25 protein-coding genes and 1 pseudogene are annotated in these 25,730 nt (G+C 36.6%); 15 read left to right on the forward strand and 11 right to left on the reverse strand.

Annotated elements, in window-relative coordinates; genetic code table 11:
• Positions 1–8 precede the first annotated feature (8 nt).
• The 11 genes and pseudogenes from AC806_RS00875 to proC all read left to right on the forward strand — a co-directional run.
• Positions 9–491: pseudogene (locus AC806_RS00875) on the forward strand (TraX family protein); the annotation flags it as partial.
• A gap of 14 nt (positions 492–505) precedes the next feature.
• Positions 506–1,696, forward strand: coding sequence for an SH3 domain-containing protein (locus AC806_RS00880; RefSeq protein WP_069028549.1), 1,191 nt, complete (start codon positions 506–508; stop codon positions 1,694–1,696).
• A 41-nt stretch (positions 1,697–1,737) separates the two neighbouring features.
• A complete protein-coding gene (locus tag AC806_RS00885; RefSeq protein ID WP_014123573.1) occupies positions 1,738–2,190 on the forward strand; it encodes a YaiI/YqxD family protein in 453 nt (150 codons plus the stop codon).
• Between the two features lie 98 nt (positions 2,191–2,288).
• Positions 2,289–3,353, forward strand: a complete 1,065-nt coding sequence (locus AC806_RS00890; RefSeq protein ID WP_069028550.1) for a D-alanine--D-alanine ligase — start codon at positions 2,289–2,291, stop codon at positions 3,351–3,353.
• A 180-nt stretch (positions 3,354–3,533) separates the two neighbouring features.
• Positions 3,534–4,877 carry a UDP-N-acetylmuramoyl-tripeptide--D-alanyl-D-alanine ligase gene (locus AC806_RS00895; protein ID WP_069028551.1) on the forward strand — a complete coding sequence of 448 codons (1,344 nt, stop codon included), beginning with the start codon at positions 3,534–3,536 and terminating at the stop codon, positions 4,875–4,877.
• A gap of 342 nt (positions 4,878–5,219) precedes the next feature.
• Positions 5,220–6,737, forward strand: a complete 1,518-nt coding sequence (gene cshA / locus AC806_RS00900) for a degradosome RNA helicase CshA (protein ID WP_069028552.1) — start codon at positions 5,220–5,222, stop codon at positions 6,735–6,737.
• Between the two features lie 118 nt (positions 6,738–6,855).
• On the forward strand, positions 6,856–7,206 hold the full coding sequence (gene acpS / locus AC806_RS00905) for a holo-ACP synthase (protein WP_069028553.1): 351 nt from the start codon (positions 6,856–6,858) through the stop codon (positions 7,204–7,206).
• 17 nt (positions 7,207–7,223) lie between these two features.
• A complete protein-coding gene (alr, locus tag AC806_RS00910) occupies positions 7,224–8,339 on the forward strand; it encodes an alanine racemase (protein ID WP_069028554.1) in 1,116 nt (371 codons plus the stop codon).
• 5 nt (positions 8,340–8,344) lie between these two features.
• Positions 8,345–8,716: a type II toxin-antitoxin system PemK/MazF family toxin gene (locus tag AC806_RS00915; RefSeq protein ID WP_041591743.1), complete on the forward strand. Its 372-nt coding sequence runs from the start codon at positions 8,345–8,347 to the stop codon at positions 8,714–8,716.
• A gap of 16 nt (positions 8,717–8,732) precedes the next feature.
• On the forward strand, positions 8,733–9,023 hold the full coding sequence (locus AC806_RS00920) for a hypothetical protein (RefSeq protein WP_061841207.1): 291 nt from the start codon (positions 8,733–8,735) through the stop codon (positions 9,021–9,023).
• 5 nt (positions 9,024–9,028) lie between these two features.
• Positions 9,029–9,841, forward strand: a complete 813-nt coding sequence (gene proC / locus AC806_RS00925) for a pyrroline-5-carboxylate reductase (RefSeq protein WP_082786940.1) — start codon at positions 9,029–9,031, stop codon at positions 9,839–9,841.
• Positions 9,842–9,924: 83 nt separating this feature from the next.
• Here the strand turns inward: proC and AC806_RS00930 are convergent, their stop codons facing one another.
• The 4 genes from AC806_RS00930 to AC806_RS00945 are packed head-to-tail and all read right to left on the reverse strand — an operon-like array spanning position 9,925 to position 13,337.
• Positions 9,925–10,596, reverse strand: a complete 672-nt coding sequence (locus AC806_RS00930; RefSeq protein ID WP_061841206.1) for an ABC transporter permease — start codon at positions 10,594–10,596, stop codon at positions 9,925–9,927.
• Positions 10,597–10,602: 6 nt separating this feature from the next.
• Positions 10,603–11,523, reverse strand: coding sequence for an osmoprotectant ABC transporter substrate-binding protein (locus tag AC806_RS00935; RefSeq protein ID WP_069028555.1), 921 nt, complete (start codon positions 11,521–11,523; stop codon positions 10,603–10,605).
• Complete coding sequence (locus AC806_RS00940; protein WP_069028556.1) at positions 11,520–12,161, reverse strand: ABC transporter permease; 642 nt, start codon at positions 12,159–12,161, stop codon at positions 11,520–11,522. The genes AC806_RS00935 and AC806_RS00940 overlap by 4 nt, the downstream gene beginning before the upstream one ends.
• Positions 12,162–12,164: 3 nt before the next feature.
• Positions 12,165–13,337 carry a betaine/proline/choline family ABC transporter ATP-binding protein gene (locus AC806_RS00945; RefSeq protein WP_069028557.1) on the reverse strand — a complete coding sequence of 391 codons (1,173 nt, stop codon included), beginning with the start codon at positions 13,335–13,337 and terminating at the stop codon, positions 12,165–12,167.
• Between the two features lie 404 nt (positions 13,338–13,741).
• Here AC806_RS00945 and queA point away from each other — a divergent pair, with 404 nt between their 5' ends.
• A complete protein-coding gene (queA, locus tag AC806_RS00950; protein ID WP_069028558.1) occupies positions 13,742–14,773 on the forward strand; it encodes a tRNA preQ1(34) S-adenosylmethionine ribosyltransferase-isomerase QueA in 1,032 nt (343 codons plus the stop codon).
• Positions 14,774–14,923: 150 nt separating this feature from the next.
• Here the strand turns inward: queA and AC806_RS00955 are convergent, their stop codons facing one another.
• Positions 14,924–15,619 (reverse strand): DUF975 family protein, encoded by a 696-nt coding sequence (locus AC806_RS00955; RefSeq protein WP_069028559.1) that lies wholly within the window; start codon positions 15,617–15,619, stop codon positions 14,924–14,926.
• A 205-nt stretch (positions 15,620–15,824) separates the two neighbouring features.
• On the opposite strand from AC806_RS00955, the gene tgt reads away from it, so the two are divergent.
• Positions 15,825–16,970: a tRNA guanosine(34) transglycosylase Tgt gene (gene tgt / locus AC806_RS00960; RefSeq protein WP_014123610.1), complete on the forward strand. Its 1,146-nt coding sequence runs from the start codon at positions 15,825–15,827 to the stop codon at positions 16,968–16,970.
• An 81-nt stretch (positions 16,971–17,051) separates the two neighbouring features.
• On the forward strand, positions 17,052–17,435 hold the full coding sequence (gene yajC, locus AC806_RS00965; protein WP_014123611.1) for a preprotein translocase subunit YajC: 384 nt from the start codon (positions 17,052–17,054) through the stop codon (positions 17,433–17,435).
• 92 nt (positions 17,436–17,527) lie between these two features.
• Here yajC and fni read toward each other — a convergent pair whose 3' ends face one another.
• The 4 genes from fni to mvk are packed head-to-tail and all read right to left on the reverse strand — an operon-like array spanning position 17,528 to position 21,579.
• Entirely contained in the window at positions 17,528–18,577 is a 1,050-nt protein-coding gene (gene fni, locus AC806_RS00970) for a type 2 isopentenyl-diphosphate Delta-isomerase (protein ID WP_069028560.1), read from the reverse strand.
• The gene (locus AC806_RS00975; RefSeq protein ID WP_014123613.1) at positions 18,574–19,665 is read right to left on the reverse strand and encodes a phosphomevalonate kinase; all 1,092 of its coding nucleotides are present in this window, start codon (positions 19,663–19,665) and stop codon (positions 18,574–18,576) included. Before AC806_RS00975 ends, fni begins: the two co-directional genes overlap by 4 nt.
• A complete protein-coding gene (gene mvaD, locus AC806_RS00980; protein WP_014123614.1) occupies positions 19,662–20,654 on the reverse strand; it encodes a diphosphomevalonate decarboxylase in 993 nt (330 codons plus the stop codon). Before mvaD ends, AC806_RS00975 begins: the two co-directional genes overlap by 4 nt.
• Positions 20,647–21,579: a mevalonate kinase gene (mvk, locus tag AC806_RS00985; RefSeq protein WP_069028561.1), complete on the reverse strand. Its 933-nt coding sequence runs from the start codon at positions 21,577–21,579 to the stop codon at positions 20,647–20,649. Before mvk ends, mvaD begins: the two co-directional genes overlap by 8 nt.
• Before the next feature lie 543 nt (positions 21,580–22,122).
• Here mvk and nox point away from each other — a divergent pair.
• Positions 22,123–23,454 (forward strand): H2O-forming NADH oxidase, encoded by a 1,332-nt coding sequence (gene nox, locus AC806_RS00990; RefSeq protein WP_069028562.1) that lies wholly within the window; start codon positions 22,123–22,125, stop codon positions 23,452–23,454.
• An 88-nt stretch (positions 23,455–23,542) separates the two neighbouring features.
• Here nox and AC806_RS00995 read toward each other — a convergent pair whose 3' ends face one another.
• Both AC806_RS00995 and AC806_RS01000 read right to left on the reverse strand, forming a co-directional pair.
• A complete protein-coding gene (locus AC806_RS00995; RefSeq protein WP_061841195.1) occupies positions 23,543–24,754 on the reverse strand; it encodes an amidohydrolase in 1,212 nt (403 codons plus the stop codon).
• Positions 24,751–25,701 carry an amidohydrolase family protein gene (locus AC806_RS01000; protein ID WP_231960499.1) on the reverse strand — a complete coding sequence of 317 codons (951 nt, stop codon included), beginning with the start codon at positions 25,699–25,701 and terminating at the stop codon, positions 24,751–24,753. The genes AC806_RS00995 and AC806_RS01000 overlap by 4 nt, the downstream gene beginning before the upstream one ends.
• Between the last annotated feature and the right edge of the window lie 29 nt (positions 25,702–25,730).

Raw genomic sequence — 25,730 nt, forward strand, 5'->3', positions numbered from 1 at the left:
AAAGATTATTTATTTTTGCCTTAATTTCACATTATCCTTATATTTTATATTTCAATTTGACCTCTTTTCAGACAACAAGTATTATTTGGGGCCTATTCGCTGGCTTTTTAGCATTATCAATTAGTCAATCAAAGGTAATGCCTCTGGGATTGAAGGTCTTTTTTATTTTGCTTTGTTGTTTAATGTCGTGGACAGCGGACTGGAATTATATTAGTGTACTATGGATTTTAGCTTTTGGTCTTTTTAGAAATAATTTTTCCTTACAAATGACAAGCTTTATTTTGATTGGCATACTCTTTTATGTTTTACCAGATTTTTCAATCCTTGATCCTAACGCTATTTTTCGTTTAGGAATTTTATTGACACTTCCGCTTTTTACAATGTATGACGGGACATTAGGAAGAAAATCTTTTCTAATGAAGTGGGGTTTTTATATTATCTATCCAGGCCATCTTTTGATTTTATACGTATTAAGATATTATATCTTTTGAGGAGGTATTAGAAAATGAAAAGAAATAAAAAAATTATCTTAGGATTAATGCTAGCTATCATAGTGGCTGCAGCTATTAGTTTTCTTATTTTTAATAATGTAGTTAATCCTTCGACAGATCAAACCCAAAATTCCACATTTGCTAAGAAATCCTCAGAAGAAGCAAGTTCCACGACAGACACTTCCCAAGAGTCTTCGTCTGAAGAACCAGCTCAGCAAGAAGAAAATCCTTATGAGGGTGAGTTTGAACTTCCTGTCAAAAATGCTTCGGGGTTTGCTCCTATTGATTTGGATATAAAAGAAGAAGCAGATGATGACGCTAAAACACAAGAAACACTTACACCTGGGACAGCTTTTCGTATCTTACAAGAAGAAGGAGATTGGTGGGAGGTTGAAAGCGATGAAGCAAAAGGATGGGTACAACATCAGTACGCCTTTATCAATTTAGCAGACGTGGTGCCTTCAGCGGTTTATAATAACACTAATACGTATTCATCTTTATATCGATCTTCCGGTATAGACATTCCTGAGGTTACGAATACTTCTTTATATGATAGTAAAGCTGATAATGAAAGATTGCAAAAAGAAGAATTTGTCATACCTGTTTTATATACAACTGCTAAAAAAATAAACGATGCTCAATCTCAAGCTTTAGAAAACGATGAAAGTTTACTTATTTACGAAACTTATCGCCCGCATAATGCACAGAAAAAGGTATATGATCAACTGACAGAATTAGCGGATGAAAATTCAACAGTAAAAGCTGGAGCTGATACTGCACCGTGGGAAATGTTCTGGTTTATTCATGACGATGTATCTAACCATCAAAAAGGCTATGCTATTGACGTCAGTTTAGCACAGATTGATGAACAAGAAACTGAATTTTATGGTGATTATTCTGTAGATGTAGTGAAAGGTTATACCGAATATGATATGCCTTCGCCTATGCATGAACTTAGTGTGGCTTCTGCTGTTTTTACAGCTCCAGTCACGGCATTGGATCCTGATGCTTGGAAAGAGGCAGAGCTACGTTCTGAAATGAATCAAGCAGCGCTGTCACTACAAGACTACTTTGTCAATGCAGGTATGACACCACTAGCTTCTGAATGGTGGCATTTCAACGATCTTGAGGCTAAGGATCAGGTAGAAGATCATGAAAGTGATGGAGAATACAGCATTACAGATGTACTTAGTAGCCAACCGTAGTATTAAAAGTTATAAAAAAGAAAGTAAAGGATGCACTAGTAATGCGACTGATTATTGATGGAGACGGTTCTCCTGTGAAAGAAGAAGTCATTTACTTAGGGGAAAAGTTTCAATTAACTGTTTTGATCGTGACAAGCATAGATCATTATACGAATAAGGAAGAACCTCCCTTTGTTCATTTTGTTTATGTCGACAAAGGCGCAGATCGGGCGGACTATGAGATTATTAAATTGGTAGAACCTAATGATATTGTGATCACACAAGACTATGGTTTGGCTTCTTTAGCACTGCCTAAAGGCGCTCGTGTATTTCATCATTCTGGCGAAGAATATAAAAAAGAAACGATCGATATTTTATTAAATAAACGATATATGAGTGCCCAGATGCGTAAGGCAGGCAAAAAAACTAAAGGACCCAAAGCTTTTACACAAAAAGACCGTGAACATTTTTTTGCGGTGTTGGATGAAGCCTTAAAAAAAGAACTGAGTCGGTAAAAAGAGGATAGGAAAAAAATATGTTCGCTTTCTACATTTTGTGCTAAAATATATAAGAAATAACTTAAAAGTGATACTCAAATACAGGAGGAAAAGCCTTGAGAATTATTTTATTATACGGAGGACAAAGTGCAGAACACGACGTGTCGATCCTTTCAGCTTTTTCTGTACTCAATGCAGTTTATTATAACTATTACCAAGTCCAATTAGTTTATATCACAAAAGATGGCCAATGGGTCAAAGGTCCGTTGCTTAACGAAAAGCCAGCGTCAGAAGAAGTACTCCATCTTCATTGGCAAAACGAGGGAGACACTGCTCAAGTTATCCAAGCTTGTCAAATTAAAGAAGATAATGCTATTGTACTGCCTATTCTTCATGGACCAAATGGTGAAGACGGGACGATTCAAGGCTTCCTTGAAACAATTGATATGCCTTATGTTGGCGCAGGAGTCATGACTAGCGCAAGCAGTATGGATAAAATCACCACCAAATATATTTTACATGCAGTAGATATTCCGCAGGTACCTTATGTTCCTGTGTTGAAAAATCAGTGGAAAGAAAATCCTAAAAAAGTTTTTGAGCAATGTGAAGGAACATTGCTTTATCCAATGTTTGTTAAACCAGCTAATATGGGTTCTAGTGTTGGGATATCAGAAGCTCATAATCGAGAAGAACTGCAAGAAGCTTTGATTGAAGCTTACCGTTATGATTCACGTGTAGTGATTGAGCAAAGTATAGAAGCACGTGAGATTGAAGTGGCTATCTTGGGTAATGAAGATGTACGAACAACATTACCAGGTGAAATTGTTAAAGATGTGGCGTTTTATGATTATAATTCTAAATATATTGATAACAATATAAAAATGCAGATTCCGGCAAAAATTCCTGAAGAGGTTCAAGAAAAAGCACGTCAATATGCCAAAAGAGCATATACAACTTTAGGAGGCAGTGGATTAAGTCGCTGTGACTTCTTTTTGACTAGTAAAAATGAACTGTTCTTAAATGAATTAAATACGATGCCTGGTTTTACACAATTTAGTATGTATCCTTCTTTGTGGGAAAAAACAGGGTTGCCTTATGGGGATTTGATTGAAGAGTTGATTCAGCTTGGTTTGAATCAGTACAATCAAAAGAAAAAATTACATGTCGATGTAGATGAATAAATGTAAAACAAGGCACACAAGTAACAATTTTGTAGTGCCTTGTTTTTGTATTGCTTTTTTATCTATCGATTGAAATTTTTAGCTTGATTAAAAATGATTTTAATTAATACCGTTTAGTGATATCAAGATGAACAAGACAAAGTAAAGAAATACGAATAACAATTATATTAAGGAGAACATATGGATCTAACGATTAAAGAAATTGCAGAAGTCTTGGGAAGCTCTCAAACTAGCGAACAAAAGATTACAAATGTTGAATTTGATAGTAGAAAAATAACCACAGGAGATCTCTTTGTTCCTTTAAAGGGAACACGAGATGGCCATGAGTTTGCTGCCTATGCCCAAGAAAGTGGCGCGATTGCTACACTTTGGAGTGAAGATGTATCTGAAGCACCAGCAGGTTTATTTGTATTTTTTGTGTCAGATACCAAAAAAGCTTTCCAAAAATTAGCTAGTTACTATCGACAAAAACTTGCGCCTAAAGTTCTGGCGATCACAGGAAGTAACGGCAAAACAACGACTAAAGATATGACAGAAGCAGTTTTGGCGCAAAAGTATCAAACGTATAAAACACAAGGAAATTATAATAACGAATTGGGTTTGCCTTATACGATTTTACACATGCCTGAAACAACAGAGATTTTAGTCTTGGAAATGGGAATGGATCACGCAGGTGATTTAACACTCCTTTCTCAGATAGGCCAGCCAGATGCAGCAGCGATTACTTTAATCGGTGAGGCTCATATTGAAAGCCTGGGTTCACGAGAAGGTATTGCAAAAGGCAAAATGGAAATTACTGCTGGGTTAAAAAAAAACGGTGTATTGTTTATTCCTGTAGATGAACCTTTATTATCTCCACTTATTCGTCCTTTAAATCAAAAAGTAGTAACTTTTGGTTTAAAAGAAGGGATGGTTCAAGCTGAGGTATTAAATACGACAAAACAAAGTACAGAGTTTTCCATTGATGGAAAAAACTTTTTGATTCCTGTTATTGGAAGCTATAATGTCAAAAATGCCTTGGTTGCTTATAGTTTTGGCCATTATTTTGGCCTAAGTAATGAAGAAATCGCAGCGGGTCTAAAGAATTTTCATTTAACCAAAGATCGTACGCAATGGAGTAAAGCCGCTAACGGAGCGGATATCCTAAGCGATGTATATAATGCAAATCCCACAGCGATGGGGTTAGTGTTAGATAGCTTTGCTGAATTAACATTGCCAGGCAGAAAGATTGCTGTATTGGCAGATATGCTTGAATTAGGAAAAGATTCTAAACAAATGCATCGCCAAATGGCAAAACATATTGGTGATTCCTTGGCCGAAGTTTATCTATACGGTTCTGACATGGAGGCTTTATATCAGGTATTAAAAGATAGCAATCAAGATGTTTTTTATTTTACTGAGGATAGAAAAAAAGAAATGATAGAAGCTATCAAAAGAGATATTCAAGCGCAAGACTCGGTGCTTTTAAAAGGGAGTAATGGTATGGGATTGGCAGAAGTTATCACGGCTTTACAAGAAAAGTGAAATGAAGCTTGCAAACTTGCTGAAAGTTTCAAATTATGCTATACTAATGGACGTGCCGAAAGATGAAGTATATATTGAAATAACTGATAAACAACGCTACCTTTTATAGGTTAAAAATAGTAAAATTCGTCAGAATAAATTCAAATGAGGCTAAGACAAAAAAAGAGTATGTTTTGTCCTAGCCTTTTCTAATGCCTTCAAGAAGCGGTTTTTCGGTAGAAACGATGCTTTAAACCTTATTTGGGGACAGGTTTTAAGTGATCACAGAAAAAAGCAGACGCTTCACAAAAGTGAAAAAGAAAAAAGTAATCTTTTTCATGTTTTTTAAAGAGGAGGATTTATTTGAAGTTTAAAGAATTAAATTTGTCACAAGAACTATTGGATGCTGTGACAAAAATCGGTTTTGAAGAAGCAACGCCTATACAAGCAGAAACAATTCCATTAGCGATGGAAGGAAAAGATGTCATTGGTCAAGCACAAACAGGTACGGGGAAAACAGCTGCCTTTGGCTTGCCTATGTTAGACAAGATAGATGGTAAAAAGAAACAAATTCAAGGATTGGTCATTGCACCTACACGGGAATTGGCAATTCAAACCCAAGAAGAGTTATTTCGTTTAGGAAAAGAGAAGAAAATTCGGGTACAAGCGGTCTATGGTGGAGCAGATATTGGCAGACAAATTCGTCAATTAAAAGATAACCCACAAATTGTCGTAGGAACCCCTGGTCGAATGCTTGATCATATCAATCGTCGTACGTTAAAACTTTCTACAGTTGAAACTTTGGTTTTAGATGAAGCAGATGAAATGTTGAATATGGGCTTTTTGGAAGATATTGAAAAAATCATTGCCCAAGTCCCTGAACAACGTCAAACATTGTTATTTTCAGCTACAATGCCTAAAGAAATTAAAAGTATTGGCGTAAAATTCATGAAAGATCCACATCATGTTCGAATCAAAGCTAAAGAAATGACAGCCGATTCCATTGACCAATATTATGTAAAGGCAAAAGATTATGAGAAATTCGATATTATGACGCGTCTTTTTGACGTTCAATTGCCAGAACTAACACTTATTTTTGCCCGCACCAAACGCCGTGTTGACGAAATCGCACGTGGACTGGAAGCCCGTGGTTATAAAGCAGAAGGGATCCATGGAGATCTTTCTCAACAAAAACGGATGAATATTTTACAATCCTTTAAAAAGGGTCGTTTGGATATTTTAGTTGCAACTGATGTAGCCGCAAGAGGCTTAGACATTTCTGGGGTCACTCACGTGTATAATTATGACATTCCTCAAGACCCAGAAAGTTATGTGCACCGTATTGGAAGGACTGGCCGCGCTGGTAAAAGTGGTATGTCAGTGACTTTTGTAACGCCCAATGAAATGAATTATTTGCACGTTATTGAAAACTTAACGAAAAAACGTATGACACCTATGCGTCCACCTTCTGATAAAGAAGCGTTCAAAGGTCAAGTTTCTCAAGCGGTAGAATTAATTGACGAAAAGATGAACGAAAATGGCTTGGATAAATACACTAAAGATGCTAGTGAATTGTTGGAGCATTATTCAGCTCAAGATTTAGCAGCATTATTATTAAAGACGTTAGCTAAAGATCCTGCGGAATCAGTGCCAGTAAAAATCACACCAGAACGTCCGTTACCTAAGGGTAAATCAAATAAAGGACGTCGGAAGAATTACTCGCGCGACCGTAATAATAGTAATGGTAATCGGCGGAAAAATAATAATGATTACTATAAAAAGAATAATAAAAACCAAGGAAACAAAAATAGTTATCCTAAAAAAAGCCGACGTGGAAACGAAAAGAAACAAGATTTTGTAATTCGAAACGGTAAAGGTTAAGAAAAATGATTGAGAAATTTAAATTTCTCAATCATTTTTTTGTTTTCATATAAATATATATAGTTTTTCAAAAAAGTTTGATAAAATAAGTGTAAATTCTAAGAAAAGGAAAAATGAGATGATTTATGGTATTGGGCTAGACGCGGTCGAATTAGCACGTATTAAAGCAATTATTAAGGAAAAACCAAAGTTGATTAAACGTATTTTGACTGAAAATGAACAACAATTATTTTCACAACTGTCCACTAAACGTCAAGTTGAATTCTTAGGAGGGCGTTATGCTTGTAAAGAAGCATTTTCTAAAGCTTGGGGTACTGGCATTGGGAAAATATCTTTTCAGGAAATGGAGGTTTTATCCAACGCGGTTGGAGCGCCAGTCGTCACTGCTTCACCGTTTGAGGGAACAGCGTTTGTTTCCATTACTCATACTGATGACTTAGCTTTGGCACAAATTATTTTGGAAACTTAGAAAGAAGGAAATGAATTTTGGTTATTTCATATCACCGTCCAACAAAAGCAGTGATCGACTTAAATGCTATTTGGCAAAATATCGTACAAGAAAAGCAACGTCATCCAGAAAAAGAAATCTTTGCTGTAGTTAAAGCAGATGGTTACGGACACGGTGCGGTTTCTGTTGCGAAAGTTGCTTTAAAAGCTGGCGCTCAAGGATTTTGTACTGCTACACTTGATGAAGCTATAGAATTACGCCATAGTGGGATCACACAGCCCATTCTTATTTTAGGGATTATTTCTCCGGCTGATGCAGCATTAGCTGCAGCTTATTACTTATCTGTACCAGTGGCAGAGATCGAGTGGTTGAAAGAAGCAGCTGTATACTTAAAGGACAGTTCTTTAACACTACATTTACATATTAAAATAGACACTGGCATGGGTCGAATCGGTTTTTTAAATGCAGAAGAAACAACACAAGCACTAGCAGTTATTGAAAAAGAACAGAACTTTTATTGGGAAGGTATTTTTACGCATTTTGCTACGGCTGACCAAGAAGATGTACAATATTTTCAAGCTCAGAGCCGTTATTTTAATGAGATACTAAATACATTACCTTATCAACCTAAGTATGTTCATACGGCCAATAGCGCAACTGCTATGTGGCATCAGGACATAGGGAATATGGTTCGTTTGGGTATAGCAATGTATGGGTTAAATCCTTCCGGAACAGCACTTACTTCTACTTATCCTTTAGTCCCAGCCCTCTCTCTAGTTTCAGAGATTGTTCAAACAAAAAAATTACCTAAAGGCTATGGTATTGGTTACGGTAAAACTTATGAAACAAAAACTGAGGAATGGATTGCTACCATACCGATTGGTTATGCCGACGGGTTTACTCGTGATCTACAGGGATTTCACGTACTGATTAACGGTGAATTCTGTGAAGTTGTAGGACGTGTATGTATGGACCAAATCATGGTACGTTTGCCGGAAAAAGTAAAAGAAGGTACAAAAGTAACCTTAGTGGGAAAAGATGGAACAAATGAAATCACCTTGCAAGATATCGCTACATATAAAGGTACAAATAATTATGAAGTGGCTTGCTTAATTTCAAATCGTGTACCAAGAGAATATGTAGAAAAAGGATGAAGTCTATGATAAAACGTGGAGAGATTTATTACGCAGATTTATCTCCAGTTGTAGGGTCAGAACAAGGCGGTATTCGTCCTGTTTTGGTTATTTCCAATGACTTGGGTAATTATTTTAGTCCAACAGTTATTGTGGCTGCAGTAACCGCGAAAATGGAAAAAACGAGTCTACCTACACATATCGGCATTGAGAAAACGACGAAAGGTTTAGATAAAGATTCGGTTATTTTATTAGAGCAGATTCGAACGGTGGATAAGTCCCGTTTAAAAGAAAAAGTATGCATTTTAGAAGAAGAAACAATGGAAAAAGCGAATGAGGCATTAAAAGTTAGTATTGGCATTGATGTAGTTGTTAATGAAGAAGGCCTCAGTACATAAAAAAGCAGGTGAAAACTTGGGATATCTCGTTGTCGTTCTTATGATTGGATTATTATTGTCATTAATTTTTAAACAAATTTGGCAATTTTTCTTTAAAACAAGAAAGCAAGGGGTTTATGGTTACTATTTGCTGGTGGAAAAGCAAAAGGAAAATAATTTAGGAAAATTCTATGGCATCTTTCAGCAAGGAGAAAAAGAGTATCAACTTGAATTAGCATTTTCTTTGTACATACATTTACAAGTACCACAAAGAGGATACTTACATGCTGAAAATGGCAAAGTATTAACATTTAAAACAGAGGAGTGATTGATGTGAGACATCGGATCGGATTTTATGGCGCAGGAAATATGGCTCAGGCAATTATTGCAGGTTTAGTTGCTTCTAATATTTATAAGAAAGAAGAAATTTTTGTTTATAATCATCGTTATGAACCAACTTTGCAAGAAGTAGAAAAAAAGTATGGTATTCAGGCAGTTATAGATGAAAAAGAATTGTTTGAACAAACGGATGTGGTTATTTTAGCAGTCAAACCAGCAATTTTGCTTCAGATACTTCCTCGAATAAAGGCATATTTGCAAGAAGAACACCTTCTTGTATCAATTGCAGCGGGTATTAGTATTCAACAAATTGCCGAGTTAACTGGGCCACATAAAATTATTCGCGCAATGCCCAATACGCCAGCCATGGTCAATGAAGCGATGACTTCTATTTCGCCAAACGAAGTTGTTTCTGACAAGCAGATACAAACTGTCGTAGATATATTCAACAAGTTCGGGAAGGCCAAAGTCGTTTCAGAAGAGGTTATTGATGCTGTTGTTGGTGTTTCAGGTTCAGCCCCAGCTTATGTTTATTTGTTTATCGAAGCTCTAGCGGATGGTGCGGTAGCAGAAGGATTGTCCCGAGGCGATGCTTATGAATTTGCCAGTCAAGCTGTTTTAGGAGCAGCCAAAATGGTGGCAGAAACCGGGAAACATCCAGCAGAATTAAAAGATATGGTCACTTCACCTAAAGGTACAACGATTGCAGCAGTTCAATCCCTGGAAGAAAGCAACTTTCGTGCTAGTGTTATGAAAGCTGTTCAAGCTGCTGCTAATAAAAATCGTGAGATGAGCAAAGAAGACTAAAATACAAAAAAAGAAACCAAGCTACTTTACATTCAACTGTTGTGTTAAATGTAAAGTAGCTTAGTTTTCTTTTTATTCTAGTATTAACTTTTGCTAGTACGACTGGACGGATCTAGTTGGTGTTCAACTAATCCTAATAACCAATCAGTTAAAATTGACATTAAAGCGGTTGGTAATGCACCAGCTAAAATGATGGCGGCACCATCAGTTGCGTTCGTTCCACGAACAATAATGTCACCTAATCCACCTGCACCAACAAAAGTACCGATGGCAGTGATTCCAATCGCGACCACTAAAGCATTTCGAATACCTGCCATGATCACTGAAATAGATAAGGGCAATTCGATCATATACAGTCGCTGCCAGGCCGTCATCCCCATTCCTTTGCCTACGTCCAGCGCGTTTTTATCTACTTGTGTCATGCCTGTGTACGTATTTTTAATAATCGGTAATAGAGAATATAAAAATACGGTAATAATAACTACATTGACACCTAAGCCAAAGGCAAACATCAAGATAGATACCATAGCTAATTGGGGAACAGTCTGGATGATATTTGCGACTCGAACGACCCAACTAGCTAATGTTGTACGTCTTGCGATGATAATACCAATAGGTATACCAATTATCGCAGCAAAGATCACTCCATAAATCGAGATTAAGAAGTGACGAATAAATTGAGAAAAAACGTAACTTCCATTTTCTTGAAAGTAATAAATAAATTGTTGCATTAAATTCATTTGACTCATATCCATTTTCCATCACTCCTCATCTTCAAAATAATTATGTTCTTCTAGGAAACGTTCGGCCACAATCGATGGTTCAACCAGGTTATTATCTGATTGATAATTCATTTCTTGCATTGCTTCTGTATCAATTTTACCAGCGAGTCGATCGAGGGCATCTTTTACTTCCGGATCCCTTTGGGCTAACTCATCATTTATAATTGGAGAAGCATCATAAGGCGGGAAGTATTGGCGATCATCTTCTAACATCACAAGATCATAACTTGCAACCCGGCCATCGGTTGAATAGCCTAATACAACATCCATTCGATGCGCAGCTAGAGCGTCATAAACTAAACCAATCTGCATTGGATAGATTTGGTCAAATTCAAAACCGTATTCTTGCGTAAATCCTGGGTAACCGTCACCTTCACGTGTCATCCATGCTCGGTCAGCACCCACCGTCAACTCATCAGCGACGTCTTCTAAGTCACTGACTTTTTCTAAACCGTATTCTTCTGCTGTATCTCTACGCACTAAGAAAACATAGGTATTATCAAAACCATAAGATGCCAACCAGTCCTGATTGTAACGTTCTTTAAACTCTTTTTGTACAAGGTCCAATGCCTTATCTGGATTTTTTTCTGGCGGCAGAAGTAAGGTGGAAGCAACATCGGTTCCAGTGTAGCGAGCGGCAGATATATCAGCATCTTCATTCATCATCGCTTCATGATTAATATTCGTTGTTCCTAAGTTATTAATAATGGACGTTTGTTTGTCTGTATAATGCTCGACCATACCTGCAACCATACTAGCTAAGATCTGTGATTCAGTGGTGATACCACCAGTAATCGCAACTGTATCTTCAGATTGATTTGAGGCTAGACCAGGAAAGGAACAGCCTGCTAATAAAAGTAGTCCACCTAAAAATAAAATAAAACTTTTCATTTTTTTCATTGTTCGCTTCCCCCCCTTAATGAAATTGGAGTAAGGAATGTTTCTAATTTTTCTAACAAGTAATCAACAATTATCGCTAGTAAAATCGCAGGAACGGTACCCCCAATGATTAGTTCTGGTTGGTAATTGTCCAGACCACTAAAGATTAGGACCCCTAAACCGCCAGCGCCAATATAAGAAGCAAGTGTTGCCCAAGCAATAACATAAGTAGCTGCTAATCGTACTCCAGCCATGATAGTAGGGACTGCAATTGGCAGTTCTACACTTATAATCGATTGGATATTTGTCATGCCCATGCCTTTTGCTACATCTACGTAGTTGGGATCTACATTTTCCATACCGATATATGTATTACGCAAAATCGGCAATAGAGAATAAATAAATAGTGCAACAATTGCAGGTGCTCGTCCTACACCAAGAAATGGGATCATTAAAGTAAGTAGAGCTAGTGCTGGGATAGTTTGTAAAGCACTGGCAGTACTGATCACGATACCGGCGATTTTGTTGGTTCTTGTCAATAAAACGCCTAAAGGAATTGCGACTAAGGTACCTAAAAACAGTGCCATGAATGAAATAATAATATGTTCAAATAGGTTACTCATTAATTGTGAACCATATTCTGAAAAGAAGGCTTGCATAATCTAGACCTCCTCTGTATCTTCTGGCTTAAATGACTCGACAGCATCTCTAATCGATTGTTCTTCTCCCCATAAGACATCGTAAATGATATCGACTAATGAAGCACGAGTTAATATACCGACAACGCGATTTTTATCGTCAACGACAGGGACATACTTCAGTCCACGTTTTAAAATACGTTGTAATGTGTTACGTAAAAGCGTATCTTCTTTTACAGATGAGACGTCTGTTTTTATGATATCACCAACGCTCATTGTACGATCGCTTCTTCGATTAATTGTTTCAATATCAATGAAACCTTTTAAAATTTCGCGATTGTCTGTTACTAGTAAAGTATCTACTCTTTTTTCGCGCATCAAGGTAATCGCTTCTTGTATTGATTTTTCGGAAGTGATTGTAACGGCAGTTGTCATTACATCTTTAACTAAAGTATTATCGGGTTGAGCTTGCATCAAACGATCTTCGCCTAGTAATTCTTCAACAAATTCATTGGCTGGACTTTGTAAGATATTTTCTGGCGTGTCATATTGGATGACTTTTCCTTCGCTCATAATGGCTACATGATCAGCTAGTTTTAAAGCTTCATCCATATCATGAGTTACAAAGATGATCGTCTTTTTTAACCGTTTATTTAAATCTTTAATTAAATCCTGCAAAGAGTCTCGTGTAATCGGATCTAAAGCACCAAACGGCTCGTCCATTAAGATGACATCTTGGTCGGCTGCTAAAGCTCGTATAACGCCGACACGTTGTTGTTGTCCACCGGATAATTCATGTGGATAACGGTCTAACATTTCCTCTGGCATTTCTACTAGCTTAATCAAGCGTTCTGCAGTTTTATTTCGATCATCTTGTGATGTTTTTAATAACTTAGGAACCACTGTGATGTTATCTCGAATAGTCATGTGAGGCATGAGCCCAATGTTTTGGATAACATATCCAATTCTGCGACGAAGTTCTACTGGATTAATATCTGTAACGTCTTGGTTATCGATCAAAATTTTTCCTTTTGTGGGGTCAGTCATACGATTGATCATTCGCATAGATGTTGTCTTTCCACTTCCACTTGTGCCAATTAAGCAAACCATTTCTCCTGTTTCGACTATAAAGGAGATATCGTCGACGGCTTTTTTGCCACCTTTATAGATTTTTGATACATCTTGAAATTCAATCAAATTTTCCACCCTCAAACTTTTTTTATTTGTTACTCTATATTATATAATATGCATAAAACTTAAAAAAATACAACAGTTAAGTTCAAAAAACAAACATTTGTGTCTTTTGGAAATGATAAAATGATTGATTTACGAACGAATAAGCGATATATATTGTAAATAATTTGCTTTAAGCTTATATTTAGTAAGAAATATGCATAAATAAGATTTTGACTAAAAGTAACATTTTTTATGGACAAAGTTACAAAGAGAATAAGACTTATACTACCGCATCTTTTTTGGCTGTTATACAGAAGAAATATATCTTTATTATAACACAATTCTATAAATAGAATGGCAAGCTTTGAAGCAAGGAAGAAAAGTGCTAAAATGTAAAACAGATTGTGTAGAAAAGAGTGAAAACAATGTTAACTACAGAAGATTTTGATTTTGATTTACCTGAAGAATTAATTGCGCAAACACCATTAGAAGATCGTACAAGTTCTCGTCTATTAGTATTAGATTCAAAGACTGGAAAATTGCAAGATAAGCATTTCTATAACATTATCGATGAGTTACATCCTGGAGATGCGCTGGTTATGAATGATACAAGAGTATTACCTGCTCGTTTATATGGAGAAAAAGAAGAAACAGGCGCACATCTTGAAGTTTTATTGTTAAATAACACTGAAGGTGACGTTTGGGAAACGTTAGTAAAGCCTGCTAAACGAGCCAAAGTAGGCACCCAAATTACTTTTGGCGATGGTCGTATAAAAGCGGTAGTGGAAGAAGAACTAGACCATGGTGGACGAATGATTCGTTTTAGTTACGAAGGTATTTTTTTGGAAAACCTAGAAGCTTTAGGTGAAATGCCACTGCCTCCTTATATTAAAGAAAAGTTAGATGACCCGGAACGTTATCAAACCGTTTATGCTAAAGAAAATGGATCAGCCGCGGCGCCAACAGCTGGATTGCATTTTACCCAAGAGTTATTAGATAAGATCCAGCAAAAAGGGATCGAACTTGTATATTTAACGCTACATGTTGGATTAGGCACTTTTCGTCCTGTGAGCGTTGAAAATATTGAAGATCATGATATGCATAGTGAGTTTTATCGCTTAACAGACAATGCAGCAGATCGTTTGAATCAAGTAAAAGCGCAGGGCGGAAAAATTGTTGCTGTAGGAACAACCTCCATTCGTACGCTTGAAACGATTGGAACAAAATTTAATGGAGAGATTAAAGCAGATAGCGGCTGGACGGATATCTTTATCACGCCTGGTTATCAATTTAAAGTTGTTGATGCTTTTTCTACCAACTTTCACTTACCTAAATCCACACTTGTGATGATGGTCAGTGCTTTTGCTGGTAGAGATAATATTTTAAACGCTTATCAACATGCGGTTGACGAGCGTTATCGTTTCTTTAGCTTTGGCGATGCGATGTTTATTAAATAAAATTAAAATCAAATGTTTTCACATTTATCGATAAGATGAAGGGAAGACGTTTGGTTTTTTTATTTCTCGTTGTGATATTTGTATGGGCAAAAAAAAGACAGCACATGATAAAGTGCTGTCTTACTAGCCAAATGTTTATAATCATTTTATTTACTCTTTAGGCAAGCTGTCATAAAACGCTGCTTTGGTAGCGTAGATATAAGGCATTAACCAAAGATAACCAATTCCTAAAGTAAGGAAAGAAAGAATATGCCATCCGATAAAACTTAAATCTAAGAAAAATAATTTTGCTTTAAAACCGTCCATTAAATGTCGACTAGCAGTAATAGAGTCAAGGTAACGAGGAGTTTCTCCTGTTTTTTCATAAGTATCATAATAGATAAAATAACTTTGTGAATAAGAATAGCCTTTAATGATACCAGGAATGACAAGCAATAATGTCCACAAAAATTGGAATATTGCCGTCAGCAAGTAAATAACAAGAACTGCTAAAGCGTAGGGAGCGCGAAAAGTTCGGAAAACATCCCTAAATGGACGAATAATTTCCTTTTTTCCCCGTAAAATATCCAAAAATGTCCAGCTCATAGCTACGGTAAAAAAAGTAGTGATAAGCCCTGAAATAAATCCCGAAGAACTACCACTCGATCCATCAGAACCAGTATTATAAGCAGTTGGTTCATTTATAGCTTGGAAGTTTTGGCTGAGAAATAATATAGCGGGTATCGTGATAATTGCAATTATAGCAAATGTAATCAGTACGGGAACTAAGTTCATTAACACACTTTCTTTCCAGCGCCCCTTTAGCATTTGTCTAGCTTCAGCACGTAATTCAGCATTTGATTTCATAAAAACCCTCCTTTATCTGTTTAGATATTGTTATCTTATAAATAGTATAACAGAGGGCGATAAAAAGCAAAACTAAGAAGTATCAATAGTCTCTTTGGATATTGCAAAATCTTGTTTTTACCTTTATGATAAAAGGTGGTTTGTAAATATTTTGAAAGTTAAGGGTATTTTTTAACTGATAAACTTAAGAAAGTAGGGCGAAACGATGACACAACCCGCCATTAAATATCGATTGATCAAAAAAGAAAAGCATACTGGCGCTCGCTTAGGCGAATTAATTACTCCGCACGGAACTTTTCCAACACCAATGTTTATGCCAGTAGGTACACTTGCTACAGTAAAAACGATGTCACCAGAAGAATTAAAAGAAATGGGCGCTGGTGTTATTTTAAGTAATACCTACCACTTATGGTTACGTCCAGGAGAAGATCTTGTAGCAGAAGCAGGTGGTTTGCATAAATTTATGAACTGGGATCAACCTATTTTGACTGATTCCGGAGGGTTTCAAGTATTTTCTTTAGCTGATATGCGTAATATTGAAGAACAGGGTGTTCATTTTCGTAATCATTTAAATGGCTCAAAGATGTTTTTATCTCCAGAAAAGGCAATTGATATTCAAAATAAATTAGGTTCAGACATTATGATGAGCCTTGATGAATGTCCGCCTTATGATGAAAGCTATAACTACGTGAAAGATTCTATTGAACGCACTTCGCGTTGGGCAGAAAGAGGGTTAAATGCTCATGCTAATCCTCAAACACAAGGCGTGTTTGGCATTGTTCAAGGTGCGGGCTATAAAGATCTACGAAAACAAAGTGCGAAAGACTTGGTGAGCTTAGATTTTCCAGGATATTCTATTGGAGGATTATCTGTAGGAGAACCTAAACAAGAAATGAATCGTATGTTAGAATATACAACGCCTTTGATTCCTGAAGATAAACCTCGTTATTTAATGGGTGTGGGTGCGGCCGATTCTTTAATCGATGGCGCCATTCGGGGGATTGATATGTTTGATTGTGTATTGCCTACTCGGATTGCTCGTAACGGGACTTGTATGACTTCAAAAGGTCGTTTAGTTGTAAAAAATGCAAAATTTGCACGAGATTTCCGTCCGATCGACGAACAATGTCATTGTTACACATGTCGTAATTATACGCGGGCTTATGTGCGGCATTTATTAAAATGTGATGAAACATTTGGTATACGCTTAACGACTTACCATAATCTTTATTTCTTATTACACTTGATGGAACAAGTTCGTCAAGCGATAAGAGACGACCAATTACTTGAATTTCGGGAACAATTTTTTGAAGCGTACGGATTTAATAAAGAAAATGCGAAAAATTTCTAACTTTCTAGAAAAATACTAGTGAAAAGTACTTGCTTCTGATAAAGTAGAGAATGAAACGATAAAAGTTGAGGTGAAAAAAAAATGGAAATACTTATAATGCTGGTACCTATCATCATTTTGATGTATTTTATGCAACGTTCACAAAAGAAACAGCAAAAAAAACGTCAAGAGGTATTAGATAGCATGCGTCCAGGCAACCAAGTGGTAACAATTGGTGGCTTACATGGCGTAGTTTCAGAAATTGATGATGACAAAAAGACAGTGACACTTGATTGTGAAGGTATCTTTTTAGAGTTTGACCGTGCGTCTATTCGTACAGTAAAACCAACTTATAGTGAAGAAACAGCACAAAGCACTTCAGTGCCTCCTACAGATAACACACCAGAACCTTCAGAAGAGGCAAATAATGAAGATAGAAATGCTGAAGAACAATCGCAAGAAGAAAAAGACGAATCACAAGAATAGTTGTTTGAATAAAATCATAAGATTAAGGGCTAGTATAGCACTAGTCTTTTTTTTATAAAAAAAACCTGTATAAACAAAGTGGAAGGCTTTGTTTATACAGGTTTACGCATACTATATTTTTTTATGTCAATGTTTCTAGCCTGACACCAATTTTGGGGATTCCCAGATAAAATTAAAGGAACGGATGTTAAATCAGAAGTTTTTAAGGCACCACTCATCGTATAAAGGGTTTTTAATTCATTTTTCCATTGTTCGATAAGTTCAATGGTTGCTTGGCAACCATTGGTCAGTAGGTAATTTAAAATTGTAGCAGAGATGCCTACCATCTTTGCACCAAAACAAAGAGATTTAAAAATATCAAAGGCATTTCGAATTCCGCCGGATGCGATCAAATTAAATTCTTGGGAAATTTCATTTGCTTCTAACAAAGACTCGACTGTTGTTTGACCAAATTGATCTAAATAATTAAATTCTCTTTTTTTTCGACGAGCATTTTCGATTTGTGTAAAACTGGTACCGCCGCTACCCGCGATATCAATAGTTTTAACGCCTGTTGCCAGTATTTGATTAATCGTCTCCCTGCTCATACCAAAACCGACCTCTTTGACAATAACCGGAACTTCAATATGCTCTACGATTTCTTCTAGTAAAAAAAGCCAGTCGGCAAAATCGCGATCTCCTTCAGGCATTACAAGCTCTTGAGGCGTGTTCAAATGGATTTGTAAAGCATCTGCTTGAAACAAATTAACTGCTTGTTGCGCGCTTTTTAAAGAAGAACCAGCGCCTATATTAGCCAATAAAAAACCATCAGGAAATTCTTTTCTAACAATAGAAAAAGAATCTTTGGTTTCAGGTGTTTTTAAGGCGGTAGAAACCGAACCTGTAGCCATCATTAAATCAGTTTCTCTGGCGACAATCGCTAACTGCTGGTTGATTTTTTTCGTCCATTCGCTGCCTCCAGTCATCGCATTAATAAAAAAAGGACTAGAAAACTCACGTTGGAATAATTCAGTACGAATAGATACATCGCTAAAACGATTTAAAGTAAAAGATTGGTGAACAATTCTTACTTCATCAAAGTCATTATGATGTGGTTTGTGGAATGCTTTTGCAAGCGAAACATGTTCATCTTTTCGGTTCATTTGGGTCCTCCTCGATAATGGTAAACATGTAAAGGTAATGGTATAATGTCAGCTTTCTCCCATTTGCTCATTAAAGGCAGGATTCCTGTCTTTTGATCGGCGATCACAATGCCACAATCACCGCCACCTGCGCCCGAAGATTTTGCTGCACCACCACAATTTTCCGCTAGATCACACAATTGTTTTAAAGCGGGGGTTTCAATTACAACATTTGTTGCTTTAGCTAGGTTTTGCAGTAATGTCCGATTTTTTCTAATCATTTTTTTTATTTTTGTCACATCATCTTTAACAAAACCATCCATTAAATCTTCTACACAATGATGACTATCAGTTAAAAATTGTTCATAATTCTTTTGTATATCGTCTTTATCTTCTTTGGACTGATTCACCTGATCGACTAAATCAGAAGTAGAGGCTGGACTACCTGTCCAACCAATTAATAAACGCATATTTTTAGGAGACTGTAGTGGTTGAATAGAAAGTTTTGGCCAATCGCTTTTAAGTAGATCGCTGATTTTCCAGGTTTCTTGTCTTTTTTTTACCCATTGATGATCAAAGGTTGAAAAAGCTAACCAACCGCCAAAGCAACTAGCAGCAATATCACCGCAAGAACCGTTTCCTTGAACAGCGAGGTGAGCTAGGGCGGCAATTTTAAATTGCATCAGTGGATCCATTTGCAAGTCATAAAACAAATTAAGTGCTTTAACTGTTCCTACTGTAACTGCACCGCTTGAACCCAAACCGTATTTGCGCCCACTAGAATTATCAAGTTCACTAGTAACTTTTAAATGATAAAAACTTAATAAAGTCCCTTGTTCCTTAGCGTAGCGTTCTGTTAAACGTATAGCAGCTAAAATATAATGGAAAGGATTTTCACGATGGTCTAAAACCAGTTCGCCCTCTCTTCTTGTCCAGCGTATAGGTAGGTCGCTATACTGCTGGGATTGAATACTGCCGTTTTCTGTTGCACTTTCGATAGTTACATTAATAAATTGGTCTACAGCTGCTATGATCGCCAGATGACCCGGTTCAACAACAGCGTATTCGCCTGCGATATACAATTTTCCCGGGGTAGAGACCTCAATCATTTTGCCACTTCCGTTTCTAAAGTTTCCATTCCTTTTCCTGCATAAGCCATCACTAGTTGTTCTACAGGAAATTCTTTTTGCAACTCATTATAGATCTTTTGGCTATCTTTTTTTTGACAAAGAACTTTTACATTGGGACCTGCGTCCATAGTAAAATAACAATCTTGACCCGCCTGACGCATGTCATGTACTTTGTTCATTGCTCTTAGACTATCAGGTGTCCAATAAGTAAAGGGTGGAGAAGCCGCTAGAGTCGTCGCGTGCATTTTTAAACAATTACTTTCGGTTACTTCGCCTAAAGCTTGAAAGTCGTGTTCAATAATGGCTTCTCTTGCTTTTTTTATATCTACATCAACGTTTTTTACCCAATCGGTATAATAAGTTGAAGTGCCTACTGTACGTTGCATACCATTTCTACTAGAAATATCTTTGGCTTTATCATTAATAAGGATAAAAATCATCGCCAATTCATCTTCCCAATGGTTAGACGGTACAGGAAAAGCGTAGGAGTTTTGGTCAGAATCTCCTTTTTCCCATTCGACAAATCCGCCATAGATGCTTCGGCAAGCAGAGCCAGACCCCTTTCTAGCCAAACGGGATAGCTCTTTATCGGAAAGGTTAAGTCCTAAAGCATCGTTACAAGCACCGGCTAAAGCAGCTAAGCCACTGGCAGAAGAAGCCAGACCAGCTGCTGTGGGGACAAAATTTTGACTTTGAACAATGGCATATTCAAAAATCTGGCTTTGTTCACGAACTAAGTCTAAAAACCGCCTAACTTTTTCTGTAGACTTTTCGTCTTGCAATTGACCATCAAGATAAAAGCTGTCAGCTGTATACTCCTTAGAAAAAGAAACACTTGTTTCAGTGTAAAAAGCATCTAATGTTAAAGATAAACTATTATTCATAGGTAAAATCAACTGTGGATCTTTTTTGCCCCAGTATTTAATTAGCGCGATGTTAGTAAATGCTCTAGCTTTTCCATTATGCATATTGGTAAACTCCTAATCCTTGTATCCAGCTTTCTTTTATGCCTCTTTCTTGTAAAAGTTGGGCTAATTCTTCAGCTTCTTCTTTTGTTTTAGCTAAGGCTAAAAAGCACCCGCCGCGGCCTCCACCGGTTAACTTTGCTCCTAAAGCACCGTTTTCTAAAGAAAATTGAATCAAATCATCCAACAATTTATTGCTGACTGTTAATGATCGTAAATGATTTTGTGCTTGGTTCATAACTTCGCCTAAAATTTCCGGTTGGTTCATAATGATGGCTTCTTTTGTTCGTTCAGTTAATAAGCCCAGTTCTTCAATTGCATGGCTCGTTTGCTTATGAAATGTTTTAAATTGTTGAGAGACAGACTTAACGGCAGCTCTTGTTTGGCCAAGAACACCCGTATCAGCCACAAGTAAATAAGCGTCAATATTCATCGGAAAGGTAGTGAATTGTTTATGTTCAAAAAAAATAGGTTCCTTGCTGCTAGCAGCCGCAGCATCCATTCCACTAGGATTACCATGTGCAATTTTTTCGGCATAATCAGTAAAAGATAATAAAGTTTCTTGATCAAGATACTGTTCTTTCCAAGCAAAAAAAGCACGCGTAATGGCAATAGCAACGGCAGCACTTGATCCCATGCCCCTGGCAACGGGAATAGTGCTATTGATATTTAACTGAAAATTAGGTGTATGTAAATAAGTTTGTAATTTATAAGTTAGTTCTTTGATACTTTGTAGATTTTCAGGAGCGTCTGTTAAATAACCTATATAATAACGTGACATTAAAAAGTTTCTAGGCGCTTGTTGCACAGTCACATGAATCTGCGTGTCATTAAAAGGGAGAACAATAGCTGCTTTGTCATAAACAGCAGAGTGTTCCCCAATTAAAATGATTTTTCCGTTTGATCGACCGTTTCCCTGAAATAACATGTTGTCCCTCTTTCTGTTTTCATTTTTTATCCTTTAAACATTTTACTAAATTAATAGGTTCTCGTTAAGTAATCAAAACGTTTTATAAGAAAAAAAGTCAAATCTTAAGGTTTTTTAGAGGAAAAAAGCTAGAATATCCTAATTAACAATCCTAGTTTGGATGCTTATTATAAAGAATTAAACCGACGTTATAATGCATGGGATGAAAATTATAATCATAGTCCTAAAATCCAAATTAATTGGAGATCAATTGAATTTTGTAGAAAACTCGGAGGAAGCTCAGCAAGTTTTGTCGATGATTAATGCAAAGTTAACAAAAATACGAGGTTCATAGTGAGTATTTTACTTTGTGAAAAAAAAGGATATTATTTGTCTTTTTTCACAAATAAATTTTTGTAGGTAATTTTTCTATGATTTAAATCCTTTTATCTAGTTTTTCATGTGAACTTCCTTGCAAATCTTTCGGTTGTGCAAAAATTATTGATAGTTCTTATCTTCACAATCTTGATATATTATATATGTAAAATAAGGGAGGAAAAATAGATGGCAAAAACAGTAATTATAGGAACGAATCATGCAGGTCTAGCAGCAGCAAATGCGATTTTAGATAATTCAGATCAAGAAGTTGTGATGATTGAGCGTAATGAAAATTTTAGTTATTTAAGTTGTGGCACTGCTTTATGGGTAGGTAAACAAATTGACGGTGTAGACGGCTTGTTTTATACGAATCGGGAAGATTTTGAAGCTAAAGGCGCTAAAGTACGTACACAAACAACTGTTGAATCTATTGACTTTGATGGAAAAGTGGTTCATGCCATAACACAGCAGGGTGATAAGGTCGAAGAAAGCTATGACAAACTAGTTTTAGCTACAGGATCCATTCCTATCTCTCCTAAGGTGCCTGGTCGTGAATTAGAAAACATTACCTTTATGAAAAAATATGAAGAAGGTCAAAATATAGACCAAATGTTTGAAAATGAAAATGTGAAAAATATCGCAGTTATTGGCGCTGGCTATATCGGTGTAGAAATGGCAGAAGCTGCTAAACGTCGTAATAAAAATGTATTGTTATTTGATGCCTTAGACCGTTGCTTACCTAATTATTACGATACTTGGTTTACTGACGATATGGACAAAAATTTGGCTGATCATGGCATTGAATTACATTATGGTGAACTGGTCAAAGAATATAAAGGTTCAGACAAAGTAGAACAGATCGTGACTGAAAAAGGCGAATATGACGTTGATTTAGTGATTAACGCGATCGGTTTTTTACCTAACAATCAATTGGCAAAAGATCATTTAGAACTGTTTGCAAATGGCGCTTATCTGGTAGATCGTCATCAACAAACAAGTGATCCGGATGTTTATGCAGTAGGAGATTGTGCGACGGTTTACTCAAATGCTTTACAAGGAACGACTTATATTGCGCTAGCATCAAATGCGCTACGTACAGGCATTGTTGCTGGTGAAAATATTGCGGGCAATCCTGTAGAATCACCAGGAGTTCAAGGATCAAACGGTATTTCAATCTTTGGACATCATATGGTATCCACTGGTTATTCTGTGGAATTGGCGGCTAAATTTAATTTAGATGTTAAATATACAGATATTGAAGACACACAAAAACCAGAATTCATGAAAGAAAATGACTCGATAAAATTACGTATTGTCTATGAAACAGGTTCTCGCCGTATTGTAGGCGCACAAATGTCTTCTACAACTTCAGATATTTCTATGGCGATTCATATGTTCTCACTAGCAATTGAACGCCAAGTAACGATTGACGAATTGGGTATGCTTGATTTATTCTTCTTACCACATTTCAATCAACCATATAATTATATTAATAAAGCCGCTTTAGCTGCTGAATAATCATGAACTAAAATGAAAAGCTAGTAAGTAAGAAGGAAGACATTCCTCTTACTTACTAGCTTTTTTGTTCAAGTTCGGTATGAAAAATTTATTTAGAAGAATAAAAATTTCCTTCATGCATTAGGCTTCTTTTTTTCGGTATGCGAGCTGCAACTTGCGCACTACATACAGCATCAGTGAAAACAAAGCTGGCTGTGTCGCCGACCTCGGGCCATTGTTTCTGTCCATTTTCATCAAGAGGCGTAAGATTATTGGTAATTAAACTTAAACTTTGTCTTAAAGCTTGCTCATTACTTTTTCCAGTGTAATCACAATAATTACGTAATTTTTCTACTACATCTCCCGATACATAAGGGCTCCACGAATCATAAAAGCCATCACAACCTATACCAACAAAAATATCAGCCTTTTGTAAGGCATCGATAGGTAAGAGCTTTTTCTTCATACTGATAGGAATCGTTGTAAGAATCTGAGCGGCGTGTTCTTGTAAGCGTGGATAGATGTTTTCCCATGCTTTATTTGACAAATCGCATAATCCAAAAGCATGACTAAAGCCTGTTTTTCCTTTAAAGTCTTGTTCTTCAACCATATCTAACCACTTATCCATTGTATAATAGCCTAATTGGCCAGGATCATGAAAGTGCATATCAACATCTACTTGGCATTCTTTGGCAATGTCCATTGTTATTTGTAAAGAACGTTCAATATCCTGATCAATTCCTCCTGGGTCTAAAGCGCCCAACATGCTTGCTCCTGAATTTAATGCTTTTCTTAACAAATCTGGCATTTCAGGATGGGCAAGTAGACCATGTTGGGGGAAAGCGATGATGTCAGCTGTTAAATATTTTTCATATTTTTTCAACGCTTTTTTAACACCTTCAAGGTTTTTTAGGCCGATGAAAGGATCAATATTAACATGGGTACGGATGTGGTCTACTCCACTAGCCAAATATTTTTCTATCATTGTAGAAGCTCGCTGCTCAGTGGTTTCCGCTAATTCCGTTAATTCTTCTGCTTCTAACTTTAAGCGGTGGGCTAAATTTTTGCTAGGTATACAAGCCTTCCAAGGCAAGGATAGGTAGGTTTTATCTAAATGGTTATGCATATCTTTGAAGGCTGGTAAACAGAGTTGTCCTTGCATATCAATACCAGCTTCTTCTGAGTTTTGCTTAGTCGGTATGATTTGTGTAATTTTTTTGCCGTCAATTCTTAAATCAAATAATTCTGTCTTTGTTTGTAACCGATGTCGACTGTCAAAGTATTCTCCGGTTTCTAAGCGCACATTTTTTAATGTTTTCATCCGCGGTAAGCTCCTTTCAATGTAATATCTGTTTGATAAATGATTTCACCAGCAGAAACTACTGTTGAGATAGGACACTGGCGGGCGATCATGTGAGCACTACTGACGGCATCTACTAAGATAAGATCTGCTTGATCACCGAATTGTGGCCAAACTTGTTTTCCTTGTTCATTTAAAGGCGTAATACCCCCACTAGCATATTTTAAAGATTGACTGATTTGGTACTCGTCGATATAACCGCAACGTTCAATAAATAAATTTAATTTTTGAATCGTATCACCCGTACCAAAAGGAGACCAGTGATCGGTTAAACTATCATGGCCAAAAGAAACCATGACACCATTGTCGTATAACTTTTTAACTGGAAGGGTAAGATTTTCGTCACTAATGACCACTGTAGTAGTGACATCTACCTTATTTTTGGCCATTCGCTGTATTAATTCATCTAATTCATTGTCACTAATACCTGCTAAAGCAAATGCATGGCTAAGAGTCACTGGCTGAGAGAAATTCCTTTGTTCAATACAATCTAAGAGGCGATGGATTTCAAAAGCGCCTAGCGTATCACGATCATGTAAATGCATATCAATGCCAACATGATATTTTTCGGCTAAAGCAAAAGTTGTCGCTAAAACCTCGCCAATATTGCGGTCCAAAGAAGCAGGATCTACACCACCAATGTGAGTCACACCTAATTTTAATGCATCCTCTAAGATAGTTAGAAATTCTGAACCATTACGTAGCAATCCATGCTGAGGAAAAGCAACGATTTCATAAGTAATCTGATTTTCATAGTCCTGTAAAACACGCTTAACCAATTGTACATGTTTCGTTTTAATCTGCGGGTCTACATTTACGTGCGTACGGATATGGGTGTGTCCGAGTCGAATATAATGTTGTATCATAGTATGGGCACGTTGTTCAGCAACTTCTAATTGTTCTGGCAATAATGTTTTTTCTTCTTCTAAACGAGTAT

Origin of the sequence: Tetragenococcus halophilus, assembly GCF_001712815.1 — a bacterium.
Classification (GTDB): domain Bacteria; phylum Bacillota; class Bacilli; order Lactobacillales; family Enterococcaceae; genus Tetragenococcus; species Tetragenococcus halophilus.